At 51.1% G+C, this 22,795-nt stretch carries 22 protein-coding genes; 19 read left to right on the top strand and 3 right to left on the bottom strand.

The genetic code is table 11. From position 1 onward, the window contains the following. Positions 1 to 57: 57 nt before the first annotated feature. Entirely contained in the window at positions 58 to 1,422 is a 1,365-nt protein-coding gene (locus ABEA66_RS17800; protein WP_345589463.1) for a multi antimicrobial extrusion protein MatE, read from the top strand. A 63-nt stretch (positions 1,423 to 1,485) separates the two neighbouring features. After that, the gene (locus ABEA66_RS17795) at positions 1,486 to 2,208 is read left to right on the top strand and encodes a DsbA family oxidoreductase (protein ID WP_345589461.1); all 723 of its coding nucleotides are present in this window, start codon (positions 1,486 to 1,488) and stop codon (positions 2,206 to 2,208) included. Between the two features lie 65 nt (positions 2,209 to 2,273). On the opposite strand, the gene ABEA66_RS17790 is transcribed toward ABEA66_RS17795, so the two are convergent. Next, entirely contained in the window at positions 2,274 to 3,026 is a 753-nt protein-coding gene (locus ABEA66_RS17790; protein ID WP_179135969.1) for a 3'-5' exonuclease, read from the bottom strand. A gap of 192 nt (positions 3,027 to 3,218) precedes the next feature. Between ABEA66_RS17790 and thrC the strand changes: the two genes are divergently transcribed. Next, positions 3,219 to 4,610, top strand: a complete 1,392-nt coding sequence (gene thrC, locus ABEA66_RS17785; RefSeq protein WP_345589458.1) for a threonine synthase — start codon at positions 3,219 to 3,221, stop codon at positions 4,608 to 4,610. Between the two features lie 63 nt (positions 4,611 to 4,673). On the opposite strand, the gene ABEA66_RS17780 is transcribed toward thrC, so the two are convergent. Next, positions 4,674 to 5,909, bottom strand: a complete 1,236-nt coding sequence (locus ABEA66_RS17780; RefSeq protein ID WP_345589456.1) for a CynX/NimT family MFS transporter — start codon at positions 5,907 to 5,909, stop codon at positions 4,674 to 4,676. A 151-nt stretch (positions 5,910 to 6,060) separates the two neighbouring features. Between ABEA66_RS17780 and ABEA66_RS17775 the strand changes: the two genes are divergently transcribed. Next, on the top strand, positions 6,061 to 6,636 hold the full coding sequence (locus ABEA66_RS17775) for a helix-turn-helix domain-containing protein (protein ID WP_345589454.1): 576 nt from the start codon (positions 6,061 to 6,063) through the stop codon (positions 6,634 to 6,636). Positions 6,637 to 6,647: 11 nt separating this feature from the next. Here the strand turns inward: ABEA66_RS17775 and ABEA66_RS17770 are convergent, their stop codons facing one another. Next, on the bottom strand, positions 6,648 to 7,919 hold the full coding sequence (locus tag ABEA66_RS17770; protein WP_345589452.1) for a translocation protein TolB: 1,272 nt from the start codon (positions 7,917 to 7,919) through the stop codon (positions 6,648 to 6,650). A gap of 168 nt (positions 7,920 to 8,087) precedes the next feature. Between ABEA66_RS17770 and ABEA66_RS17765 the strand changes: the two genes are divergently transcribed. The 15 genes from ABEA66_RS17765 to ABEA66_RS17695 all read left to right on the top strand — a co-directional run bounded on the left by ABEA66_RS17765 (position 8,088) and on the right by ABEA66_RS17695 (position 22,682). Beyond that, a complete protein-coding gene (locus ABEA66_RS17765) occupies positions 8,088 to 9,110 on the top strand; it encodes a ketoacyl-ACP synthase III (RefSeq protein WP_345589450.1) in 1,023 nt (340 codons plus the stop codon). 91 nt (positions 9,111 to 9,201) lie between these two features. Next, on the top strand, positions 9,202 to 10,191 hold the full coding sequence (gene msrA / locus ABEA66_RS17760; protein ID WP_345589448.1) for a peptide-methionine (S)-S-oxide reductase MsrA: 990 nt from the start codon (positions 9,202 to 9,204) through the stop codon (positions 10,189 to 10,191). 328 nt (positions 10,192 to 10,519) lie between these two features. After that, positions 10,520 to 11,101 (top strand): RNA polymerase sigma factor, encoded by a 582-nt coding sequence (locus ABEA66_RS17755; protein WP_345589446.1) that lies wholly within the window; start codon positions 10,520 to 10,522, stop codon positions 11,099 to 11,101. Then, a complete protein-coding gene (locus tag ABEA66_RS17750; RefSeq protein ID WP_192702787.1) occupies positions 11,098 to 11,883 on the top strand; it encodes a hypothetical protein in 786 nt (261 codons plus the stop codon). The genes ABEA66_RS17755 and ABEA66_RS17750 overlap by 4 nt, the downstream gene beginning before the upstream one ends. 16 nt (positions 11,884 to 11,899) lie before the next feature. Then, positions 11,900 to 12,829, top strand: coding sequence for a DUF4367 domain-containing protein (locus tag ABEA66_RS17745; RefSeq protein WP_345589444.1), 930 nt, complete (start codon positions 11,900 to 11,902; stop codon positions 12,827 to 12,829). 196 nt (positions 12,830 to 13,025) lie between these two features. Continuing rightward, a complete protein-coding gene (locus tag ABEA66_RS17740) occupies positions 13,026 to 13,208 on the top strand; it encodes a hypothetical protein (protein ID WP_345589443.1) in 183 nt (60 codons plus the stop codon). Between the two features lie 345 nt (positions 13,209 to 13,553). Then, positions 13,554 to 14,048 (top strand): hypothetical protein, encoded by a 495-nt coding sequence (locus ABEA66_RS17735; protein WP_345589442.1) that lies wholly within the window; start codon positions 13,554 to 13,556, stop codon positions 14,046 to 14,048. 213 nt (positions 14,049 to 14,261) lie between these two features. Next, positions 14,262 to 14,693, top strand: a complete 432-nt coding sequence (locus ABEA66_RS17730) for a VOC family protein (protein ID WP_345589441.1) — start codon at positions 14,262 to 14,264, stop codon at positions 14,691 to 14,693. 24 nt (positions 14,694 to 14,717) lie between these two features. Then, complete coding sequence (locus tag ABEA66_RS17725) at positions 14,718 to 15,686, top strand: aldo/keto reductase (RefSeq protein ID WP_345589439.1); 969 nt, start codon at positions 14,718 to 14,720, stop codon at positions 15,684 to 15,686. Positions 15,687 to 15,712: 26 nt separating this feature from the next. Then, positions 15,713 to 17,728 (top strand): GTP-binding protein, encoded by a 2,016-nt coding sequence (locus tag ABEA66_RS17720; protein ID WP_345589437.1) that lies wholly within the window; start codon positions 15,713 to 15,715, stop codon positions 17,726 to 17,728. Positions 17,729 to 17,780: 52 nt separating this feature from the next. Further along, positions 17,781 to 18,659 carry an aldo/keto reductase gene (locus ABEA66_RS17715; protein WP_345589435.1) on the top strand — a complete coding sequence of 293 codons (879 nt, stop codon included), beginning with the start codon at positions 17,781 to 17,783 and terminating at the stop codon, positions 18,657 to 18,659. 421 nt (positions 18,660 to 19,080) lie between these two features. After that, positions 19,081 to 19,788 (top strand): FHA domain-containing protein, encoded by a 708-nt coding sequence (locus ABEA66_RS17710; RefSeq protein WP_225948177.1) that lies wholly within the window; start codon positions 19,081 to 19,083, stop codon positions 19,786 to 19,788. 56 nt (positions 19,789 to 19,844) lie between these two features. Further along, positions 19,845 to 21,140, top strand: a complete 1,296-nt coding sequence (murA, locus tag ABEA66_RS17705) for a UDP-N-acetylglucosamine 1-carboxyvinyltransferase (protein WP_345589432.1) — start codon at positions 19,845 to 19,847, stop codon at positions 21,138 to 21,140. A gap of 39 nt (positions 21,141 to 21,179) precedes the next feature. Further along, positions 21,180 to 21,998 carry an inositol monophosphatase family protein gene (locus ABEA66_RS17700; protein WP_345589430.1) on the top strand — a complete coding sequence of 273 codons (819 nt, stop codon included), beginning with the start codon at positions 21,180 to 21,182 and terminating at the stop codon, positions 21,996 to 21,998. A gap of 117 nt (positions 21,999 to 22,115) precedes the next feature. Continuing rightward, positions 22,116 to 22,682, top strand: coding sequence for a hypothetical protein (locus ABEA66_RS17695; RefSeq protein ID WP_345589428.1), 567 nt, complete (start codon positions 22,116 to 22,118; stop codon positions 22,680 to 22,682). Positions 22,683 to 22,795 lie beyond the last annotated feature (113 nt).

Genomic DNA, 22,795 nt, shown 5'->3' with positions numbered 1-22,795 from the left:
GGAATACGTATGATGGAGAGGCACAGGAAGCGACTAAACGATGGAGGACCTCGATACATGGACAGCCGCAATGCAACGACGCATCCGGATGAATTAGAAGAACAACGATTATCCTATAGAAAGCTGCTGGCCTTCTTCATTCCGCTGGGTGCCTCGGCCAGTCTGGTCATGATCTCCCATATCATTATTAACGGAACCTTGGCCAGAGCCGATCATCCGGAGCTTATGATTGCCAGCTACAGCATAGCCATGAGCCTGATGGACGTCATTGAAAGGCCTGCGGTTTTGCTGAGACAGACTTGTTCCGCTTTGGTGCGTGACCGGGTATCGTTTCGAGCAATGTCGCATATCGCGATGTATCTATTGCTGTGCAGCTTCGTGATCGGTTTGGCCATCAGTTATACTCCGCTTGGAGATTGGGTCTTTCTGCATGGTTTCGGGGCAAGCAGCGAACAGCTTCCCGAAATTATGAGCGTATTCAAGCTGCTCATTTTCGTCATTCTATTTTCCGGTATCCGATGCTTGTACCATGGCATCATTATATACAACCTGCGGACCAAATGGCTCACGATCGGGATGGCTATCCGGTTGGCAGGGATGTTCCTTGTGGCGGCTTATTTTGTAGCCTTTGACAGGGTGACGAGCGGAGCCGTAGGTGCGCTTATTTTTCTCATCGGGATGGCGATAGAATGTATTATTAGCGTTATCGAAGGCCGGTCTCTGCTGAAGCATTCGATTCCGGAAAAGCTCGAGGGACATCCGATCACAAGCAAGCGCCCTATATTCCGGTTTTATCGGCCCTTAATGTATTCCTCCTTCCTGGCGGTGATCATTGATCCGTCTATCAATGCGTTTCTTGGCCAGACGTGGAATATGGAGCTCGCTATTGCTTCCTTTGCCATCGCGTTGAATCTGGCGCATTTGATGCAGAGCTTCTTTTCGTATATGCATCAGATCGTTCTGAACTTTTACCATGTGAGCGCCAGGCAGGTATTCCGCTTCGCCCTGCTGATGAGTCTGCTGCCCGCTGGGCTGTTATCCATGCTTGCGTATACGTCAATCGGCCCCTGGTTCATGGAGCATGGACTGGGGCTGCAGGCGGGAAGCCCGTTAATGAACGAAAGCTTGAGAGCTCTCCGTTTTTTTATGATTATGAATCTGGTATTTCCGTGGCTGGACTACTGTCATGGCATCGTGATGCTTAGGGGGCAGACCCGAATCATGGTATGGTCGCAGGCGTTTAACGTTATCGTGACGCTGGTCACCCTATACGTTCTAGTTAAGCTTGTTCCGGGCTGGAGCGGATCTATCGGGGCTTTGGCGCAATCGCTTGGACTAACCGGAGAAATTTTGATTGTGCTATGTATTTTACGAATGACGAACCGTACCCGGCTCGGACCTGCTTTTGCCCGTTCATTGTAGACGGGGGAGGAAAGCTATATAATAAGCTGTGACTCGTTAAAGCAAATTGGGGAGGTAATCGGGATGAAAGTGGAAGTTTGGTCGGACATCATGTGTCCGTTCTGTTATATCGGTAAAAGACGGTTTGAAGCCGGGCTGGAGCAGTTTGCCCATAAAGAGGAAGTGGAGATCGTCTATCGCAGCTTCGAGCTTGATCCGAGCTCGCCAAGGCATTCCAGCCAGAACGTCCATGAGATGCTGGCTTCCAAATACGGAATGAGCGTGGAACAGGCCAAGGGAATGAATGCGGATGTAGGAAAACAAGCCAAGGCAGTGGGTCTCGACTTTGCATTCGACACCATGATCTTGACGAATACGTTTGACGCCCATCGTCTAATCCAATTCGCCGCGGAGCACGGCAAAGGTAAAGAGGCAGCAGAGCTGCTATTTAAAGCATACTTCACCGATTCGCTTCATGTAGGCGAGCATGAGACATTAATTGAAATTGCGGGTCAGGCCGGACTTTCCCGGGAAGAAGCGGCAGCCATGCTGGCTAGCAACCAATATTCCGACGAAGTGCGGGCGGACGAAGAGGAGGCTCGCCGATTGGGAGTGAACGGGGTGCCGTTCTACGTCATTAACCGCAAATACGGCGTGTCGGGCGCTCAGCCAAGCGAGACGTTCCTTCAAGTACTGCAGCAGGTATGGGAAGAAGAGCAGCCGCTTCAAATGATTCAAGGTGAATCTGGCCAGGCTTGCAGCGATGGGGTGTGCAGCCCCGGCGATCCGGATCAGGATCGTAAATAAGTGTCCATAAACGGCAAAACCGTCCTTGATAAGGACGGTTTTTGTCGTAAAGAGCCTGTTTGAGCTTAGGCGAGCTGCTGCTTTCTGGCTTTTCTGCCGTATTTGGCGTGGAAAAATTTGGTGAACAGCTCTTTCACCATCTCGATTTCCTCAGCGCTCAGCTTCATCACTTCCACATATTTGCGGGTCTTTTCATCCTTGATGAACTGATTCCAGGTTAACGTCTGCTCTTTTTCCAACGCATTATCCAACGATAGAGTGATCCATTTTTTAATGCCCCCGGTACATAGCTTAAATTGATTAGGGACAAAATAATCGGTAGAAGCAACCACCTCAGGCTTCAATTGAAGCAGCTGGGCCGTATTTAACGCATCATCCAATGCCGAGTGATGCTGCCCGATTGGTTCGAGATGATGGTCTGCCAGCGCTTGCTGCAGGCCGCCTTCGAAATAGGCGGTCACATCCAGCAGGTTGACGAGCCATTCATCACTCAGCTGATTCACCTTGCAATCCAGGAACAGGTGGAAAAAGTCGCCTCCGCCCCAAGCCAGCATCGTATACTCCTCGCCGCAGAATTTCCGGAAGGCTTGTACCACTTCGGCAAAGCGTTTGCTCCGGTGCAGCGTTTCTTTGGAAATTCCGCAAAATTGCAGGGCAAATCTATTAATATAGAAATTAGGATTAATATAGCTTTGAAATGTATCGATGACCTCCAGCCGCTCATTCAGCTTGACGGCTCCAATCTCGATGATTTCCATGGGATAAATATCGTAATGCTTTCTTCCGTTAAATTCGAGGTCTATCACGATATAATTCATTCTTTCACCCCCTGGTACAAGCATACCACGATTAGGGCCTATTTTTGTAATGTTTTTCGTTACCAGAGTTGACGAAAAAAGTCGATAAACAGCCGAATTTGTAAACATTTCGCACTTTAACGCTTTTCTTGTTCATAATAAGCCGACTTTTTGGTATAATGAAGTGAATTTTCGTACGCGAAGGGGATTAGTATGGACTATATTAGCACGCGAGGAAAAGTAGAGAAATGTGGATTCATCGACGCCTTCCTGATGGGGCTTGCCAACGACGGCGGTCTGGTCATTCCCAGTGAAATTCCGGTGATCTCGGAGCAGAAGCTGAAGGAATGGGAAAGCCTGTCCTACCAGGATCTGATGCTTGAAATATTCTCTTATTTTACAAATGACGAAATTCCTTATGAGGATCTGAGAAAGCTGATCTATGACAGCTACTCTACCTTCAGGGATGAGAACGTAACGCCTCTGAAACCAATCAATGATTCGCTGTATGTGCTGGAGCTGTTCCATGGGCCGACCTTTGCATTCAAAGACGTCGCGCTTCAGTTCATGGGCAATCTGTATTCTTATGTAGCGACCAAAAGAAATGAAATCATTAATATTCTCGGTGCAACCTCAGGGGATACCGGAGCGGCAGCCATTCAGGGCGTTCGGGGCAAAGAAGGAATCCGGATTTGCATTCTCCACCCTCATCAAAAGGTAAGCAAGGTTCAAGAGCTTCAGATGACGACGGTACAGGATGAAAATGTGCTGAACTTATCGGTCAAAGGCAACTTCGACGATTGTCAGCAGTTCATTAAAGAGCTGTTCGCCGATGTGGATTTCAAGCATAAATATCATTTGCGTGCCATCAATTCCATCAACTTTGTGCGGATATTGGCGCAAACCGTGTACTACTTCTATGCTTATTTCCAGATTTCCAAAACCAAACCGGTAGGCAAGGTCAACTTCAGCGTGCCTACAGGCAACTTCGGGAATATTTTCTCGGGTTACTTGGCGAAGCAAATGGGTCTTCCGGTTGGCAAGCTAATCTTGGCTACCAATGAGAATAATATCCTGGAGCGTTTCGTTAAAGAAGGCGTGTATATGCCTGGAGAATTCCACAGCACCTACAGCCCTTCCATGGATATTCAAATTGCCAGCAATTTCGAACGGTATTTGTACTACTTGACCGGGAAAAATTCGGAAAAGGTAGCTTCTCTTATGAACCAGTTCCGTTCCGAAGGCAAAATTGAGATAGCCGGCGAGGAGCTTCTAAAGGTTCAAGCTGATTTTGAATCCAAAGGGGTTCAAGGCAAAGATTGTCTTCAGGTTATCGAAAAGTATTACAAGCAATACAGCTACTTGTTCGATCCGCATACGGCCTGCGGTGTCTCCGCATACGAAGCTTGCAGCGGCGACGACGAAGTGTGTGTCGTATTCGCTACCGCTCATCCGGCCAAATTCAACGAGTCCATCGAGCTGGTTCATATCGAACAGACGTTCCCACTGGAAATCCAAGGGCTGTTCGATAAAACACAGTACCAGACCGTTGTTGATAACGAAAAGCAGCAGCTGGTGAAGCAATTGGAAACCTTCTTCGCATAAATGGAATGTAAAAAAGACATCGCTTTGGAGTTTGAGGGCGATGTCTTTTTTCATTCCATAAAATTATCGTTTAGCGGAGGAGCCAATCTGGATATTGCGGCCGGCCCCAATCCCGAACATCAAGTACAGTGCGGTTGCGATGATAAGCACGAGCAGCGGAGCGGACCAAGCGCCGGTCAAGTCATGCAGCCAACCGATCAAGATCGGCCCTACTGCGGCCAGCAGATAACCCAAAGATTGGGCCATCCCCGAGAGCACGGCAGCTTGAGCAGGAGTTGCCGACCTGAGCGCGAAGAAGGCAAGCGCCAAGCTGATGCTGCCTCCCTGCCCGATTCCGATCAGAACGATCCAGAGAGGAGCAATGGATGGAGAGCTTGTGAGCAGCAGTCCGGCATAGCCCAGTAAAGCGGAGCAGGCGCTGAAGGCTACCAATCCGCGTTGACTGGCCCTTCTGCCGGCTAACGTCGGCATGATAAAGGAGAACGGCAAGCTCACAGCTTGCATCAGGGATAACATCCAGCCAGCCGTGGTCGGGCTCATCCCTCTGTCATGCAGGATGGCAGGCAGCCAAGCGATCGTTACATAAAATGCCAGAGACTGCAGCCCCATGAACAGAGTTACCTGCCAAGCGAGGCGAGAACGCCACAAGCTGATGGAAGCAGTCTGTGCGGCTGCCACCGTGCTCTTGGACTGCGCGGAACGAAGCTGCGGCAGCCAAACGATAAGTCCCGCTATGGAAAGTACCGCCCAGCAGCCGAGCGACCCTCGCCAGCCAAGACCGAGCCCGCTGGAAATAGGAACGCTGATACCCGAAGCCAGGGCGGCCCAAGTGCTCATGGACATGGAGTAGAGTCCGGTCAGCAGTCCGACTTTGCCTGGAAAATCACGTTTAATGAGGCTGGGAAGCAGAACATTGCCTACTGCGATACCCGCGCCCATGACGGCTGTGCCGATAAATAGTGGGGCGACGCCCGGAACGGAGCGCAGCAGGATCCCTAAGGTCAGTGCGATAAGGCTTGCGAATAAAGTTTTCTCCGTTCCGATCCTCCTGGCTATTCCGGGTGCCAATGGCGACAGCAGGGCAAATGCGAGCAGCGGGAATGCCGTCAGTAAGCTGGCCAGCACATTCGATAAGCCGGTCTCCGCTCGAATGGTCGAAGTGAGAGGGCCTACGACCGTGATGGATGCGCGTAAATTCGAAGCTATCAGCACGACGCCGAGCATAAGCAGCAGGCTGCCGCTGCGAGCTGTTCCAGTTGCCTGGGCTTGTAAGGAAGAGGACGATGCATTATTGCTCATGATTAAGACTCCTTCTTAAGAAAATATAAGTCTGCAGCGAAAGAAAAATGGTCTCCTAGGTCTGCATCACGATTGCTTCTGACAGTAAACTATAATATACTTATATTACAGAAAAGTAAACTATAATTTATTTTTTGTGAGGTGGACTGGATTGGATTTACCGAAAGATACGGAGCAGGACATGATGGAGATGGTGCGGAGAATTGGACATCAGCTTAGGCACATGCGCAAGGAGCGGAAGCTGAGCCTCGATGATCTTGCGGATCTCACCGGCGTCAGCAAACTGACACTGGGGAAGATAGAGCGGGGGGAGACGAATCCGAGCTTGGCTGTCATTTGGCGTATTGCCGACGGATTATCCATTCCCATGTCCTCTTTATTCGAGAATGAGACATTCGTTCAACTGTCACGCTCGGGGGAAGGCATTCATTTTACAGACGGCCCTTTTCGGGTGGAGCCGATTTTTACTCGTTCCTCGAATGGATTAGCCGACAGCTACCGTGTATTTTTGCAGCCTGACAGCTCCTATTCCTCCGAGTACCATCCGGCCGGTCTCATTGAGACAGCGACCGTCATGTCGGGCTCGGTCCGGATCAATGTATGCGATACGTCTTATGAGATGGGGCTGTACGACTCCATTCGCTTTCGCGGCGATTACAGCCATTCCTACATCAATACCTCAGATTCCACGGCCGTCATCCATATTTCACTTGAAAGGCAGGGGTAGCAGTCACCTAATTAGTTTTGAAAACCGGCTATGTACCAGCTTAGAACCTCACTCCAGTCCCATTGCTCGTAATAGTTGGAGCCTAGATCAATGGAGCTGATCCATGTAATTGCCCCAGACCCGTCCGGCTGTCCCAGCATGACGGATGCCAGGTTACGGTCAGAACGGACCCATCCGAGCTTGTTCGCTGCAGGAATATAGGCAGGCGAATAGTCTCCGAACCCGGCAGGAGGCGCGGTAATAGGACGCTGCACGGCGCTCTGAAGCATTAAACGAACCAGGACGGGGACCGGACGTGCCGCAGGATCGGTCGACCATTTGCTCTCTGTAGCACGGGATACCACTATCGTATCCTCATTCAGCCATGCAAAATTGCCGTCGGCAAAGCCTTCAGGTGTTAACGTCGGAGAGTGCAAGGCAGGGAGCACCTTGATTTTCAAATGCTTATTCTCCAATGCCATTCTTCCTCCGCCTTGAATATAGGCCAGCCGTGTTTTGACGGGAGCCCACTGAAACCAGCCGGTATTCGCCAGCATTTCATCGAGGGGAAGAAATATTTTGCCATTGGAAGAAAGCAGGCAGAGCATGTCGCTGTCCGCCGACCACGAAGCCGTAGGATGAACGACGAAAGCAATCCATTTCCGATCGTAGGACCACTTGAAGAGGGTTGTGCCGATAGAGAGCACCGTGACGTTCCCTTGGGTCAGTTGAGAAGGGATGGTGAAAAAGGGCTTGATCTTCTTTTCGTCGAGCTTGGCGTCGACCGGTATTTTGTACAGAATAGGCCGGGTCCAGCCGTCCGGCAGACGAGCCGCGGTAGAAGAAGCCAGGAAGCCTGTTCCATCCGGCAGCCAAGAGTAATTATTGACCCCAAGTGCAACATTGTCGAAGCGATTGCCGGTTACCTTCTCGGCGTCGGTAATATTCAAAATCAGTTCATCCTGAAAGGCCAGAATATTAGAAGTTGGCGACCACTGGAGGTTGCTTCCGCGGCCTCCATAAGCTTGCTCATGACGACCGGTGTTGATGTGATAGAGCCATATTTCGTTGTTTTGTTCTCCGGATGCCTTCATATAGGCGATCCATTGCCCGTTATAAGACCATCTCGGATGGGAGGCCCCGCCGTCTCTTGTCAGCTGCTTCTCGGTATCCCCTTCCTTTACCCATAGATTGCCGCCTCGAATAAACGCCGCTTTTACGGGAGTTTCCGGTGACGCATCCGCTGCAGGCAGGAGACCGGATATTCCGAACCACACGATGGCAATCAGACCCAACCATCTCAATAGATGTCCCCTCCTTATAAAATCAATTGAACTTGAATCTTCCTTAATTTGCTCCTCGGGTTACCGCTTCATTCCATAAGTTATTGTCCATTGACACATTAGGTGGCGGAGGTTATATTTAAATTAGTACTAGGTACTAATACTTGATAATAAAAAGGATGATGGGCTGTGGAAATCCAAAAAGCCAGAATAACCGCAATTGGCACCTACGTGCCTGAAAAACGATTGACGAATCACGATTTGGAGGGCATGGTGGAGACCAGCGATGAATGGATCGTTCAGCGTACAGGCATCCGTGAGCGAAGAATCAGTGAACCCAAACAATATACAAGCGATTTGTGCGAGGCTGCCGTAAAAGATATGATGCACCGGTACGGAAAGTCCGTATCCGACGTCGATTTTATTATCGTGGCTACCAGCACTCCCGATTTTCCTTTTCCGAGCACCGCTTCGATTTTGCAGGACCGTCTTGGCATTTCGGCTTCCACTGGGGCTATCGATGTTAGTGCCGCCTGCGCCGGATTCGTCTACGGTCTACATATGGCGAACGGACTGATCGCATCGGGATTGCATCGCAAAATATTGGTCATAGGAGCGGAGACGCTGACTAAAATTACGGATTACACAGACCGGACGACATGCGTATTGTTCGGGGACGGTGCAGGTGCCGTGCTCGTGGAACGGGAGGATGGAGACCTTCCGTCCAGCTTCCTGTCTGCCCATTTGTCTACGGACGGCAGCGGCGGCACACATATTTATCAAACCCGGATTGCTAACCAGTGGAACGGGATTGAATTAATCGATAAGCAGCTGCTAGTTCAGAACGGCAGGGAAGTATTCAAATGGGTTGTAAGGACGGTGCCGGATGGAATGAAGGAAGTGCTCCGGAAGGCGCATATGGATTTGGAACAGGTCGATTGGTTCATCCCTCACAGCGCGAACCTGAGAATGATAGAGCCTCTCTGCGAACGGAGCGGTATTCCTATGGAGAAAGCGTTGTACAGTCTGGTGCATTTCGGCAATACATCGGCAGCTACTATCCCGCTTGCGCTGGATTTGGGACTCAGAGAAGGCAGGGTGCATAATGGGGACAACGCCCTTTTATACGGGTTTGGGGCCGGACTTGTCCAAGCAGGAATGCTGATCCGTCTTCATTTGGACCGTCAGGAAGCTGATCCTGCACCTTTGTAAAAGGCGCCGGCATTTTATTTGGTTGCTTGCCGAATTCTTGGTATGATGGTATGTATATGGATAAGTACCTAAGACAGAGGAGTGAGTAGCTGTGGAAACCAATACAAATCAGGAAAGCGGGCTGGAATTGGCTACATTTGCGGGAGGATGCTTCTGGTGCATGGTCACCCCTTTCGACCAGCTGCCGGGCATCGTGAAGGTTGTGTCAGGGTATACGGGGGGACATAAACCGAACCCGACCTACCAGGAGGTATGCTCCGAGACGACAGGGCATGCTGAAGCGGTTCAAATTACGTTTGACCCGCGAATATTTCCATATGAAAAGCTGCTGGATACGTTCTGGCGCCAGATCGATCCGACCGATACCGGCGGCCAGTTCCATGATAGAGGGCCGTCTTACCGTACAGCCATTTTCTACCATACCGAGGAGCAGCGGCAGAAGGCGGAAGCATCGAAGGCTGCACTCGAACAGAGCGGCCGGTTTGATCGTCCGGTTGTGACGGAGATTGTGCCTGCCACTGAATTTTACGAGGCGGAGGAATATCATCAGGATTACTATGTGAAAAATCCGCTTCGCTACAAAATGTACAGAAAAGGCTCGGGGCGGGATGCTTTTATCGAACAGCATTGGAACACGACCCGGGATAAAGAGGAGCGCAAAGGCCAATTGACCCCGCTGCAATACGAGGTCACACAAAACAACGCCACCGAGCCCCCGTTTCAAAACGAGTTCTGGGACCATCACGAAGAAGGAATTTATGTAGATATCGTATCGGGAGAGCCTCTGTTCAGCTCCAGGGATAAGTTCGATTCCGGCTGCGGCTGGCCGAGCTTTACCAAACCGCTGATATCAGCTAACGTTAAGGAAAAGCAGGACTACAGCCATTTTATGATTCGTACCGAAGTTCGGAGCCGGGAGGCCGACTCCCATTTGGGCCACGTATTTACGGATGGGCCGAAGGAAGCGGGGGGACTGCGCTACTGCATCAATTCCGCCGCGCTTCGGTTTATACCGAAGGATCAGCTGGAGAAGGAAGGCTACGGCGCTTACGCCAAATGGTTTGATGAAACAGGGGAATAAAATGAAAGGTGCACGCGGAGGCGTCTTTGTTCTCCTAAGGCAAAATCTCTTTGCGGCAAGCCGTTCAAGCATAGCTCCATGTTAGGAAGTGTGTTGTTCCTGCTGTATCAGGCTGTTGAGATCATCTCGGCAGCCTTTTTTGCAGGGAGTCGTGCATGATTATACATAAAAGTGGAATTTTCATTGAGTTGGTAATATGGAAAATTTTGTCCGAATTGTGAACGGATCGATTTCGGATATGGAAAAAGTTTGAAAAAGTACTGCAATTCACCATCGATGCATTATATGATGGAGCAGAATTGTAAACCGTACTTATTTCGGAGGAATCATGTCAAAATCGATATTGTTGCTATTGACCGGCGATATCAGGTCTATTGACCCGATGCTGCAGGAGCAAGTATATAAAGAGTTTTACAGGCTCGTCTACCCGTTAATCCTCTATATTGTGAAGGATCATCCGACTACGGAAGATATTATTCAGGATACCTTTTTGACCATTATTCGAAAAAGCCCCCATGATATTGAAGAAGTCCGGCTTCACGCCTGGATTCGGGCTGTTGCCCGCAACGCAACCATAAGTTATTTAAGAAAAAATAAAAAAAGGCGTGACGAACTTCTTTCTGATGACGTCTATATTGAAAATGCCGTTCCTCTGCCGCATCATCCGGCTTTCTCTACCGAATCCGAAGTGGAGGCCAAGCTGCTCGAGGAGGCTATCATTTATTATATTCATCAGCTAAAGCCGATTTATCGTCAGGTGATCCAAATGCGTTGGACCGAATGTTTATCCTACAAGGAAATGGCGGATCGGTTAGGCGTCACGGAGGAGAAGATCCGTCAAACGCTGCACCGCTCCAGGGAAGCTATCAAGAAAAAACTGCAGCGTGATTGGAAGGTGAACGAGCCTTGAACAGATCCGATTTTGAGGCTGAATTTGATCGTATGTTTGAAGAAGCTGTCCGCAGGAGTGAGCTTGACGAGATTGCTGTGCCTGACGCCGATTCCTCGTGGCAGCGAATTCGCTCCAAGCTTCGCAAGGAACGGCAGAGGGTCCGATTTCTTCGCGCAGCCAAATGGAGCGGGCTTGCCGCTGCATCTTTAGGTTTGGGCACCTTTTTATTTCAATCCCTGCAGCCTACGGAAGCATTTCGTCCGATGTTTGAGATGGTCTATAAAGTAAAAGGCGGCTCGGTGAGCCTGAACGTGGCTAGTACGGACCAATCAACAGCCGGAGCCAAGACGGCTCCTCCGCCGCCAGATGACGAGCTTCCTGTTCAACCAGTGAAGGATAATCGGGATTTGCCGGAAGAAAACGCCTTTCGGCGGGAAAAGGTGACGATGGAGGAAGCGGCCGCCAGGACGCAGTTCGCGCTGCCTGAGCCGAAATATATTCCCGATGGCTATACATTACAAGAGGTCACGATCCATATAACCATCGGCCAGCCCAAGGCCAGCGCTGCCAAGCTGGTCTATGTTAAGGAGAACGTGCCTGAGCAGCTCTCGATCCTGGTCCGTAAACGCTCCTATAGTGATCATGCGGATTTGCCGGACGGCAAACGGGAATTAACAAAACCCGCTGCAGCTGTCAATGAGCTGGAGCTTAATGTTGGGGAAATCAATGTCATTGTTAAGGGCGCGCTCGAGGCAGGCGTGCTGAACCGGATTATCGATGGCATGAATTTGAGCGAATAAGCTTTGGGGAGGTCTTATGAATACGGGATGGCTGCTGTTATTTAAGGAGGATATCACTGCTCTCAAGTCTTCCGTCCAGTACGCTTTGTTCGAGGAGTATGTCCGACTGGCTGCTGCATCGGGTCTGCTCTTGGGGCTGAACGAGACGAACGCGAGGCTTGTCGTCAAGGCGGTCTTTCTGCAGGCGGCGTCAAGACGGTTTGCAGACAAGAATGAAATTCAGATCAAAGAGCATTTAATGCGAATGATTGAAGGAGCGGTCTTGAAGCATCAAACGGCTGCTGGCTGTAAGTCTGATGCCGGAGTTCAAGCGGAACAGCTGATGGAGGCATGGAACGATATAGCACCTGTTCTCCAAAGGAAGGTGCTGCGCCGCAGACGTTTCAGGCTGATGCTGTCCGTATGCTCGTTTGCGGTCATTTTGATCATTGGCGGCTTTGCGTTTGGTACGACGACTCCGGCGCAAAAATCAGCCAAAGTCGCTGCACCGCCGAATAAAGAATCGGATGGATCGGAGCTAACGCAGCCCGTTAGCGGCATTCTACAGCCTTTGAAGGTGACAGCTGAGGAGGCGCGGCAGTATGCGGATTTTCAGCTGGGGATTCCGCAGATATTGCCGGATGGCTACCGTTTTGAAGAGGCTTTGGTATTCTTGAGCGGGCAGGAAACCAAATCCAGGAACATTGTTTTGGTATATACCAATGAAGAGAACTATTTGCTGAGGGTTTTGTACAATAAGCTGGCTCCCCGCAGTGCGCTGTCTACAGGCGTTACGCTGCCCGAGAGCATGGAGGAGATCTTTTTAAGAGGCAGCAAGGCGCTTCTCGTCAAAACGAAGGACAATTATTCCCGGCTCGATTGGCTGGAAGGAGATACCTATACCAGTATCTCGGGAAGAGATATTGACGACAAGCAGCTGGTAAGCATGGCTGAGAGTCTTCAATAACCAGCTGTGGGGCCTGCATGTGGAGGAGAACCGTTCGGAGCAGCGTTCCGGACTGTTTAAGCTTATTCAGGATAACCGAGTCTAGGATGCAGGGAAAGCTTATGTATCCTGGCTTTTTTGGCTTTTAGCGAAAAAAATGGTAAAGTAGGGTTGATGCAAGAAATGAGAAACGGTTCGAAAAAGGAGATTCGCAGGAATGATAGTATTGTTCATCTTGTTTATTTTAATTATGGGGTCCTTTTTTAGCGGTGCGGTCGTGTTGTTTTTCCAGAAAAGAACAAAGCTCGGCTTCCTTATGCTGGTTTTGGGAGCCATCTCCACATTCATGTTCTATTATTCTATCTACCAGGGCTGGGTTACCGTTCCTTCGCAGAGCTAGCGGCTTCTATCCTCTGGAGAGACATTGAGAGATCGCCGGAATTCCGGTTATCTTTTTTTGACCTCAGGGAGCATGTACCTTTGAACAAGAGGTATTTCAAGCGAATCCTTCCATATCCAGTTCCCCGCCCTTGCTCAAGCGTTAAGGCTTTGACAAGGAGATGCAGAACAGTTATTGCTCCTTCCTCATTCGATGGACAGACACACAATTATCGGCAGGCGGTTCATGTACCCAAGCTATCGCGGCCATTACCGCATAGTGTACAGTACAGAACCAAGTGGGAGAGTATCAGGCGGCATTCCACTCCCGTACAAAATGAGGATACTGCAAAGGAAAGGGATTCGTATGAAAAAGACCATGGTGTCCAGAACGACGAGGCCATCTATGCATGCCTCCAAACCTTCGGCAAGGACGTCGGCCCGCGGACCGAAGAGAACGGCGAGCCCTCGCAAAGCACCATCATCGAGGACCAGACCAGCAAGAAACAGCATATCTAGAGATACGTTTACCGACAGTGACATTATGTCTTCAAGATCAGCAGGCATCAACGGCTTTTTTGATGGAGGAGGCGGAGCTGCCGGCGCCCTGCCTGCAGCCCAGGAAACGGCTGCCGCAGAAGCCGGAAATACAAGAGGCTTAGGATCTTTTTTGAGCGGCTTTGGAGGCATTGACGGCATCATATCGATGATGACCAAGGCGCAGCAAATGTTCAAGCTGTTTCAACAAATGGGCCCGATTTTTAAATTGATCAGCTCATTCGGCGGCGCGAAGGCTTCAACAGCAAGCGTCAGGCCGAGAAGAGGCCGAAAAACGGCATACCCGATAAAAGGGAAACGATAAGTGAAGCAGCCCGGTCAATGACCGGGTTTTTTGTTTTAACCTGCTGCGGAGGAAGCAAGCAGATAGCGCCAGGCATCCTTACCTTGAAGTAACTAAATGAAGTCATCGTCAGTCCTTATATTTCTTCGAAATATTTTATATGATGATAAGAGGCAGCCATAGTTTCATACAACACCTGCAGGAGACGGATTCAGATAACGGGAGGTAGTAAGGATGCTAATCAAACGGATCGGACATTTGGCGCTTACGGTGGAGGATATGGTGAAATCGCTTCATTTTTATTGCGATGTGCTTGGCTTTGCCAAAGCCTTTGAGCTGCATGATGCAGAGGACAAGCCTTGGATCGTTTACTTGCGGGTGTGTGAGGGGCAGTTTCTTGAGCTGTTTTACGGCGGCTTGAACAAGCCGGAGCCCGTTCATCGGCCTATTGGATTTAATCATCTTTGTTTGGAAGTAGAGAATATTGATGTGATTGCCGGTCATTTAAAAAAGCACGGGATCCCTTTGGACGTTGAGCCCAAGCAAGGGAAGGATACGAACTACCAATGCTGGGCAAGAGACCCGGACGGAAACCGGATCGAATTTATGCAGCTGATGCCTGGCTCGCCGCAAATGAGAGGGCATCAGAGTGAGATTGAGCAATGATCAAATAACCAGGAGGTAGGAAGAATGGAATATCGGACATTAGGAAAAACAGGAATTCAAGTATCCAGCCTTTGCTTCGGTACGATGTCATTCGGGGGTCCGGCGGATGAAGAAGAGTCCAGGGCCATGTTTCGCCGCTGCAGAGAAGCAGGCATTAATTTCTTCGATACGGCCAACGTGTATAACCGGGGGCTATCGGAAGAAATATTGGGAAGATGCATCGCAGATTGCCGTGATGAGATTGTGCTGACGTCCAAAGTGAACTTCGCGATGGGACAGGATGTGAATGCCAAAGGACTGTCTCGCCGTCATATTATGCTTGCGGTGGAGCAAAGCTTGAAGCGGCTTGGTACGGACCGGCTCGATTTATATTTTGTTCATCACTTTGATCCCAAGACCCCGATGGAGGAGACGCTGCGGGCGCTGGACGACCTTCAAAGGCAGGGGAAAATCCTATATCCCGCTGTCAGCAACTGGGCGGCCTGGCAGATAGCGAAGGCACAGGGGATTTCAGCGAAAGAGGGGCTTGCCCGGTTCGAATGCATCCAGCCGATGTATAACCTGGCCAAGCGCCAGGCGGAGGTTGAAATTCTGCCATTGGCCGCTTCGGAGCAAATCGGCGTCATTTCATACAGCCCTCTTGGCGGGGGATTGCTGACAGGAAAATACGGGAAGGACAGGAAGCCCGCCCAAGGGCGCTTGGTCGATCAGAAAAATTATACCGAGCGTTACCGGGATGAAGTTTATTATGCTATTGCCGATAAGTTTACGGATTATGCGCTGGAGCATGACGTGCATCCGGCGTCGTTGGCTGTAGCATGGGTTATGAGCCATCCCGCCGTTACGGCTCCCATCATCGGAGCGCGGAATGTGGAGCAGCTGGAGCCGTCGCTGGCAGCACTGAATATCCCGATGACACAGGAATGGCGGGAGGAGATATCAGCGTTGTCCGTGGCTCCTCCTCCGGCTACAGACCGAAGCGAAGAAAGATGAGGTGAACCGCTTAAAGAAGCGGCAGCATGAGCTTACCTAATTCAATTGGCATTAGAAATATCGGCATTGTTGCTCACGTCGACGCCGGGAAGACAACAACGACCGAACATATGCTGTTCGAGAGCGGACGGATTCGTTCCCTTGGCAGGGTAGACGCCGGAACGGCTCAAACCGACTGGCTGGATGTGGAACGGGAACGGGGCATATCCGTTCGTGCAGCGACCACCGTATTTCAATGGAACGGATGCACGGTGAATTTGATCGATACTCCGGGACACGTCGATTTTTCATCGGAGGTGGAGCGGTCGCTGCGGGTGCTGGACGGTGCCATTCTTATCGTTTCGGCGGTCGAGGGCGTTCAAGCCCATACGGAAACGCTGTGGAATGCGCTTCGCACGCTGCGAATCCCGACGATAATCCTGATCAATAAAATGGATCGAATTGGCGCCGACGCACAACGCGTCTTGAAAGAAATGAACCAATATTTATCGCCGGATCTTATTCCCGTACAGCTGTACGATGGAGTCGAGGAGTCCTTTCATGGCGTACGGGGACTGAAGGAAGGTCTAGAAACCGAAGAGCCTCATCGAAGGAAGGCGATGCAGGAGCTTTTTGAAGGCGTGCTGGAGCGATTGGCCGAACACGACGAGTCGCTGCTGCATTCCTATATTAGCGGAGAAGCGGTGCCGGAATCGGTATTATTCGAGCGATTAACCGGTCTTACCCGCCAAGCGGTTGTTTATCCGGTTCTGTTCGGTGCGGCCAGCAAAGGGTTAGGCATACGGGAGCTGATGAATGCCATTGTCGACTACTTGCCCCCGCCTGCGGGGAAACCGGAGAATCCGCTCTCGGGAGTCGTATTCCGTCTGGAACGGGATAAGGCGATGGGAAAAATTGCGATGGTCCGTTTGTACGGGGGACGTATTCAAAATCGGGACGTTGTTCGCAATACGACCCAAGAGATGGACGAGAAGGTAACCCAAATCCGCAAAGTTCATGCAGGGCATCATGAGGATGTAGGGATTCTCGAAGCCGGGGACATTGCGGGCGTATGCGGGCTAAGCCGTGTCCGGATCGGGGATGTCATTGGGGATCCCGGCGCTGTTCCTCCGGCCCACAGGCTCACTACGCCGCTGCTGACGGTGCAGGTAAGTCCTGTTCAATTATCGGACTATCCTCAGCTTGTAGCTGCTTTGCAGGAGCTTTCCGACGAGGACCCGCTGCTGGACCTGCAATGGCATCAGGAGGAACGGGAGCTGCATATCAAAATTATGGGCCCGATCCAGCTGGAGGTGCTGACTCATGCCTTGCAGACCCGATTCGGTTTGCAGGCGGCTTTCGGACAGCCGACCATCATATACAAGGAAACGCCGTCGCGCTCCGGCTTCGGCTTCGTCGCTTATACCATGCCTAAGCCTTGCTGGGCTATATTGAAGTTTCACATCGAGCCTGGACCGAGAGGAAGCGGGCTTGCGTACCGGTCGATGGTGAAGCCGGAGAGGCTGCTGCCCGGCTACCAGAACGAGGTGGCCCGGAGAGTTCCGGAAGCGCTGCAGCAGGGACTTCGGGGGTGGGAGGTAACCGATCTGAAAGTGACGCTGGTCGATGGAGAACATCACGTCTGGCATACGCATCCGCTTGATTTCGTACTAGCGGCCCCGATGGGGATCATGGATGGTTTGGCTAACACGGGGACAACCCTGATGGAGCCGTATCTGCATTTTCGAATTACCGCACCGGAGGAAGCGAACGGCAAAATTATGCACGAGCTCGTACTGATGCGTGCCGTATTCGACTATCCGGTCATTCATGGCGAGCGGTTTACGGTAGAAGGCACGATTCCGGCAGCTACATCGCTTGATTTTCCTGTTAAGCTAAGTACGTTAACAGGCGGCAGGGGAACCTTCACGACACGCTTTGACGGCTATAGAGAATGTCCGGCGGGTACGGAGATCACAAGACCGCGCCGGGGAGTCAATCCGCTCGATACGGCGAAATATATTCTTAGTATGCGAAATGCATTAGGCGCTCAGCGATCCTAGATAAAGGTTAGTGATCAAGGAAATAAAATTAATGAAGAGGAGGCTTAAAGATATGTTGACTCGTCAAGTCGGCCGATTGGGACACCAGAGCTCCGTCGTGATGTTTGGGGCAGCAAGCTTGGGCAATGTGACGCAGGGTGAAGCAGATGAATCGATCTCGTTCGCTTTGCAGCACAGTATCAACCATTTTGATACCGCTGCCAGCTACGGTGATGCGGAGCTTAGAATGGGGCCGTGGATGCCCAAAATCCGCAGCGATATTTTTCTGGCGACCAAAACCGGGGAACGAAAGAAAGAACAAGCGAAAGCACAAATTTATCGTTCCCTGGAACGGCTCCAAACCGATCATCTCGATTTGCTGCAGCTGCATGCGGTTGGAACGATCGAGGAGCTGAATAAGTGCACAGCGAAGGGTGGTGCGCTGGAAGCGCTGCTTGAGGCCAAGGAGGAAGGTGTCGTGAGGGCTATCGGCATTACAGGCCATGGGCATTTGGCTCCGTCAACCCATCTGGAGGCGCTTAACCGATTTCCATTCGATACGGTGCTGCTGCCGTTAAATTATTATCTGTATTCCCTTCCGGAGTACCGCACGGCGTTTGATGCACTGCTGGAGGAGGCCGGAAGGCAGAACACAGCGGTGAGGGTGATCAAGGCTATTGCGAAGGGGCCTTGGGGCGAACAGCAGGAGCGCAATTATGCAACGTGGTACGAGCCGTTCGACCGCCAGGAAATTATCGATGCCTGTGTCCATTTTGTATTGTCGTTCCAAGGGGTTGCCGGCTTCGCCAGCGCCGGAGACATCCACTTATTCCCTAAAATTGTCGATGCGGTCGAGCGTTACGGTTCCATGAGCGATGAAGAGACGGTCCGCATTCTGAGCGCAATCAGCGGATACCAATCGCCCTTTGGGGCACCCACATCCATAGCATAAGCTGAAGCCGGTTTGGGATCTAATCGGATTAACAGTTATTTCCTAATAGAGTGTTCTATTTAAGCAAACAGTCAATGTAGCCCCAGGCTTCCGTTATCAGCGGGAGTTATGGGGCTTTTTTAGAACCCTTATAGTGCTTCATAAATTTCGTGTCCCCCCGCAAAAACCGGAGTCTACAAAACAGAATCGCCCGACTTTGAGGAGGGACCCATCTTTCTGTTTGCTTTCTGGTAAATCTAACATATCAGCAAAACATAAGGGATTTGTCAGTATGCGAGGATTACCATAAGAATTGAAAATAAGGTACAATGACATAGTACGCATCATTGCGGGTACTTCGATGGTTCCCTATGAAGCTCCCTACTATAATGGGTATCATCGAATAATAATAGACATTATCAAGTATTGCTAGATTGACAGCATGGCATCGGAGGGAATCAAGCTGGACACTTACGCTTGTCTTTATATTATCCGGGGGGAGCCCCACCGGGCAGGAACCTGCATCAACTTAAGCGCGGATGAATGGGTTGTCGGCCGTGCGTCCAATGATGAGGTTCCGGACCTCTCTTTTTCTACTGCCTTTATTTCACGTAAGCATTTGATGATTCGTAAGGAAGGGGAGAAAGCGGTTCTGTACGATATGGGCAGCAGGCACGGCACAGAAGTCAACGGAGTGCGTATTGAGCCCCATACCCCGCATCCCCTGCAATCCTTCGATATTATCAAGCTTGCCAAAGGGATGGTTGTCATTCACTTCTCCTACTTGTTCGCCGATCAAACGTTAGAGTTCGAGCCCATTAGCTATACTCAGCAATTTAACTTTCAGGAGCTGGGCTTTTCGATCAACTGGGAGAAGCGGGAATGTACGGTGGAAGGACAGCGCATCGTCATGTCGGAGAAAGAATACGGCCTAATCAAGCTGCTCTATGACCGGGCCAATCAGCTCGTCCCGTTCGACGAAATCAAGAAGACGGTATGGCCGGAGAGGACGTCCGGCGCCGACGGCGTTCCGGATGTCAGCATGGATGAATTGAATGCTTTGATCTACCGGATTCGCAAAAAATACGGAAAAGACACTTTTACCATCAGTGCCGTCCGCGGAAGCGGCTATGTTCTGGAGAAGGATTGATCCGCAATCCTCTGCCTGCTATCCGCGAGCATCGTATAAGGAAAGAAGGAACGACTGTGAGATATATTCAAGTGCAAACGTCGGGACCGCTTCATGGCTCGGTAACGATTCAAGGCTCCAAGAACAGCTCTCAGGCTTTACTCGCCGCAACCTGCTTGGCGGATGCCGCAGTCGTGCTTGAGGGGATACCCAATAACAATGACTTTAAGACCATTCGCCAAATCGGCAAGGATATCGGCCTCAAGATTGAGCGTCAGTCCAACGGAGAGATGCATATCGATCCCCGTTTTATTCACAGCGCCTTTATCGATCCCGGCAAATCATCCGCATATCGGGCATCGTATTATTTTGTAGGGTCGCTCCTGGCCAAGTTCGGCAAGGTGACGGTAGGCTTCCCTGGCGGCGATGATTTTGTCTCCAGGCCGATCGATCAGCATCTCAAGGGACTGAGAGCCATGGGGGCGCATATTACGACTTATGATGATCATTATGTCGTGGAAGCGAAGAAGCTTCATGGGGCCGACATTTATTTCGATATGATCACCTCCGGGGCTACGATTAATTGCATGCTGGCGGCGGTTCGCGCCGAAGGCCGCACCCGTCTGTTCAATGCGGCAATGGATCCGGAGGTCGTCGATACCGCCAATTTCCTGAACCAGCTGGGAGCGAGAATTGTCGGAGCAGGCACAGATCAGATCCGCATCGAAGGTGTGCCTTATTTGGGCGGAGGAAAATATTCGGTTATCCCGGATCGTCTCATTGCAGGCTCGTTTCTGATGGCGGCAGGGATGCGGGGCGGAAGCATAACCGTGAACAATGTAATCCCCGAGCATATGGGGGCTTGTCTTTCCAAGCTGAAGGAAATCGGAATGGAGCTTGAGATCAGGGACCAAAGCGTAACGGCCCATTCCTACGGGCGGCTGCGCGCCACGCGCGTGAGGACCGGCATGTATCCAGCGTTTGCAACCGATCTTCAGCAGCCATTGACCGCTTTGCTGACGCAGGCGCCAGGAAAAAGCATCATTACGGAAAGAGTGTTCACTCAACGATTTAATCATATTATGCAGCTGAAACGAATGGGCGCGGACGTGTCGATCCGTAAGGAAAGCGCCTATATTCGAGGCGGCGTCCCATTGAAGGGGGATTGGGTGCATGCCACGGATGTACGTGCCGGAACCTGCCTCATCTTAGCGGGATTGGCTGCGGAAGGAAGCACGAACATTACCGGCATCGAGCACATTGAACGAGGCTATGAGGACGCCATCGGGTTATTTAGCTCGCTCGGTGCGCGTATTTCGCTGAAGGAGATGTCGGATCCCAGAGATTCCCATGCCGAGTGGGGACGAGTCTAGACAAGAAAGCATGCTAATCCGGAGGGAGGACGGTTGTGAATGGAGTCTGTTATTACACTAGCGGAGGAGATTGCGGTTCAAGCCGCGAAAGCGGCGGGAGCGGTCGCAAGAAACCTTTTCCAGCAGGGCTTTACGGTCGAGGAGAAGGACGATAACGGGGATTTGCTGACGGAAGCCGACTTATTGGCGGAACAAATTATTTTGCACAGCATTAGAACCGTATTCCCGGATCATCAAATACATAGCGAAGAAGCGGGTTTGTCCGGGAGCGAAGGAGATTGGCTCTGGATGGTCGATCCGCTGGACGGTACGAATAATTTCGCCATAGGACTGCCTTTGTTTGGCGTGTCTATTACATTGATTCATCGATCCGTACCGGTGCTTGGAGTTATATATGACACGATGCAGGATAAGGTCTACATTGCCAAGCAGGGATCGGGAGCGACCTGCAATGCAGAAGAGCTTCGAATGCCATGGAAGCCGGAGCCCAAACGGCTGACCGTCGGCTGGATTCAAGGCCATCAGGTGCAGCGGGATGAGCCTGCCCTCCGTTTAAGGGGACATATAGAGTCCCATACGAAACGAATGCTGCGGCTCTGGGCGCCTACCCTGCAGTGGGCGATGCTGGCACGCGGTCAAATCGACGGCGTTGTCCTGTATCAATCGGAGGGGGACGATTTGTATTCCGGGCTGCTGCTGGTTCGCGAAGCAGGCGGGCTTGTCATGGACTTTGACGGTCAACCGTTCCATGGCATGAAGCCGGAGCCTTGTATCATAGCCTGCCCTCCGGATAGAAAAGAGGCGATGCTGCAGCTGGTTAGAGAAGGAATGGTCTCGGCTGCGGGGAGCATACGTTAATTTTGCCGTATGCCGGCTGAATGATCCGCTCTTCTTCATAAATATGTCATAATTTCTCGTTACAATGGTCCCGTCACCTGGATTTCATCCAATTAGAAGCAGGCGGAGGGAATAACAATGTTCATGAGAAAAATAGCGGCGATCAGTATTGCAGGGAGCTTACTGCTGAGCTGCGGATTGGCGAGTGCGGCTGAATCGGCGGAGACACAGGCTGTACAGCCTTCAGCAGACAGTGTCCAAAAGAGCGCTCATACGAAGAAAAAGCTTTCGGCAGAAGAGTGGAAGCAGCTGATTGCAGCCAAGGCGGAGAAGCTTGGTATCAGCACGGAGGGCAAGACGGACAAGGAAGTACAGGAGCTAATCAAGCAAAAAGCTGCCGAGCTGGCAAAGCAGAAGCAGGAGGAGCGGTTAAAGAAGCTCCAGGAGGAAGCGGCCAAGCTTGGAATTGAGCCGGGGCAAAAATCGGCCAAGGAGCTGTCGGCGGAAATCCACGAGAAACAAAAGCAAAACAGGGAGCAAAAGCGTCAAGCGCTGCTAGAGAAGCTGCAGCATGAAGCAGGAAAGCTTGGAATCGACCCTGCCGGTAAGACGGCAAAGGAGCTTGGACAAGCCATCAAAGCGAAGCACAAGGAATTGGCGGCGCAAAAGCATGCCGACAAGAAGAAAAAAGCGTCGGTGCAATAATCGGCGGGTATACATAAAGGAACGGCAGAGCCTAGCTCTGCCGTCAGGCTGTCGAAAAAGTCTCGACAGCCATTCTTTATGCTCATTTTTTTATCACGACACCGCGTTAATGT

The sequence above is a fragment of the Paenibacillus vulneris genome, from assembly GCF_039543185.1.
In the GTDB taxonomy this organism is placed as follows: domain Bacteria; phylum Bacillota; class Bacilli; order Paenibacillales; family NBRC-103111; genus Paenibacillus_S; species Paenibacillus_S vulneris.
This window is presented reverse-complemented; position numbering and strand designations above follow the sequence as displayed.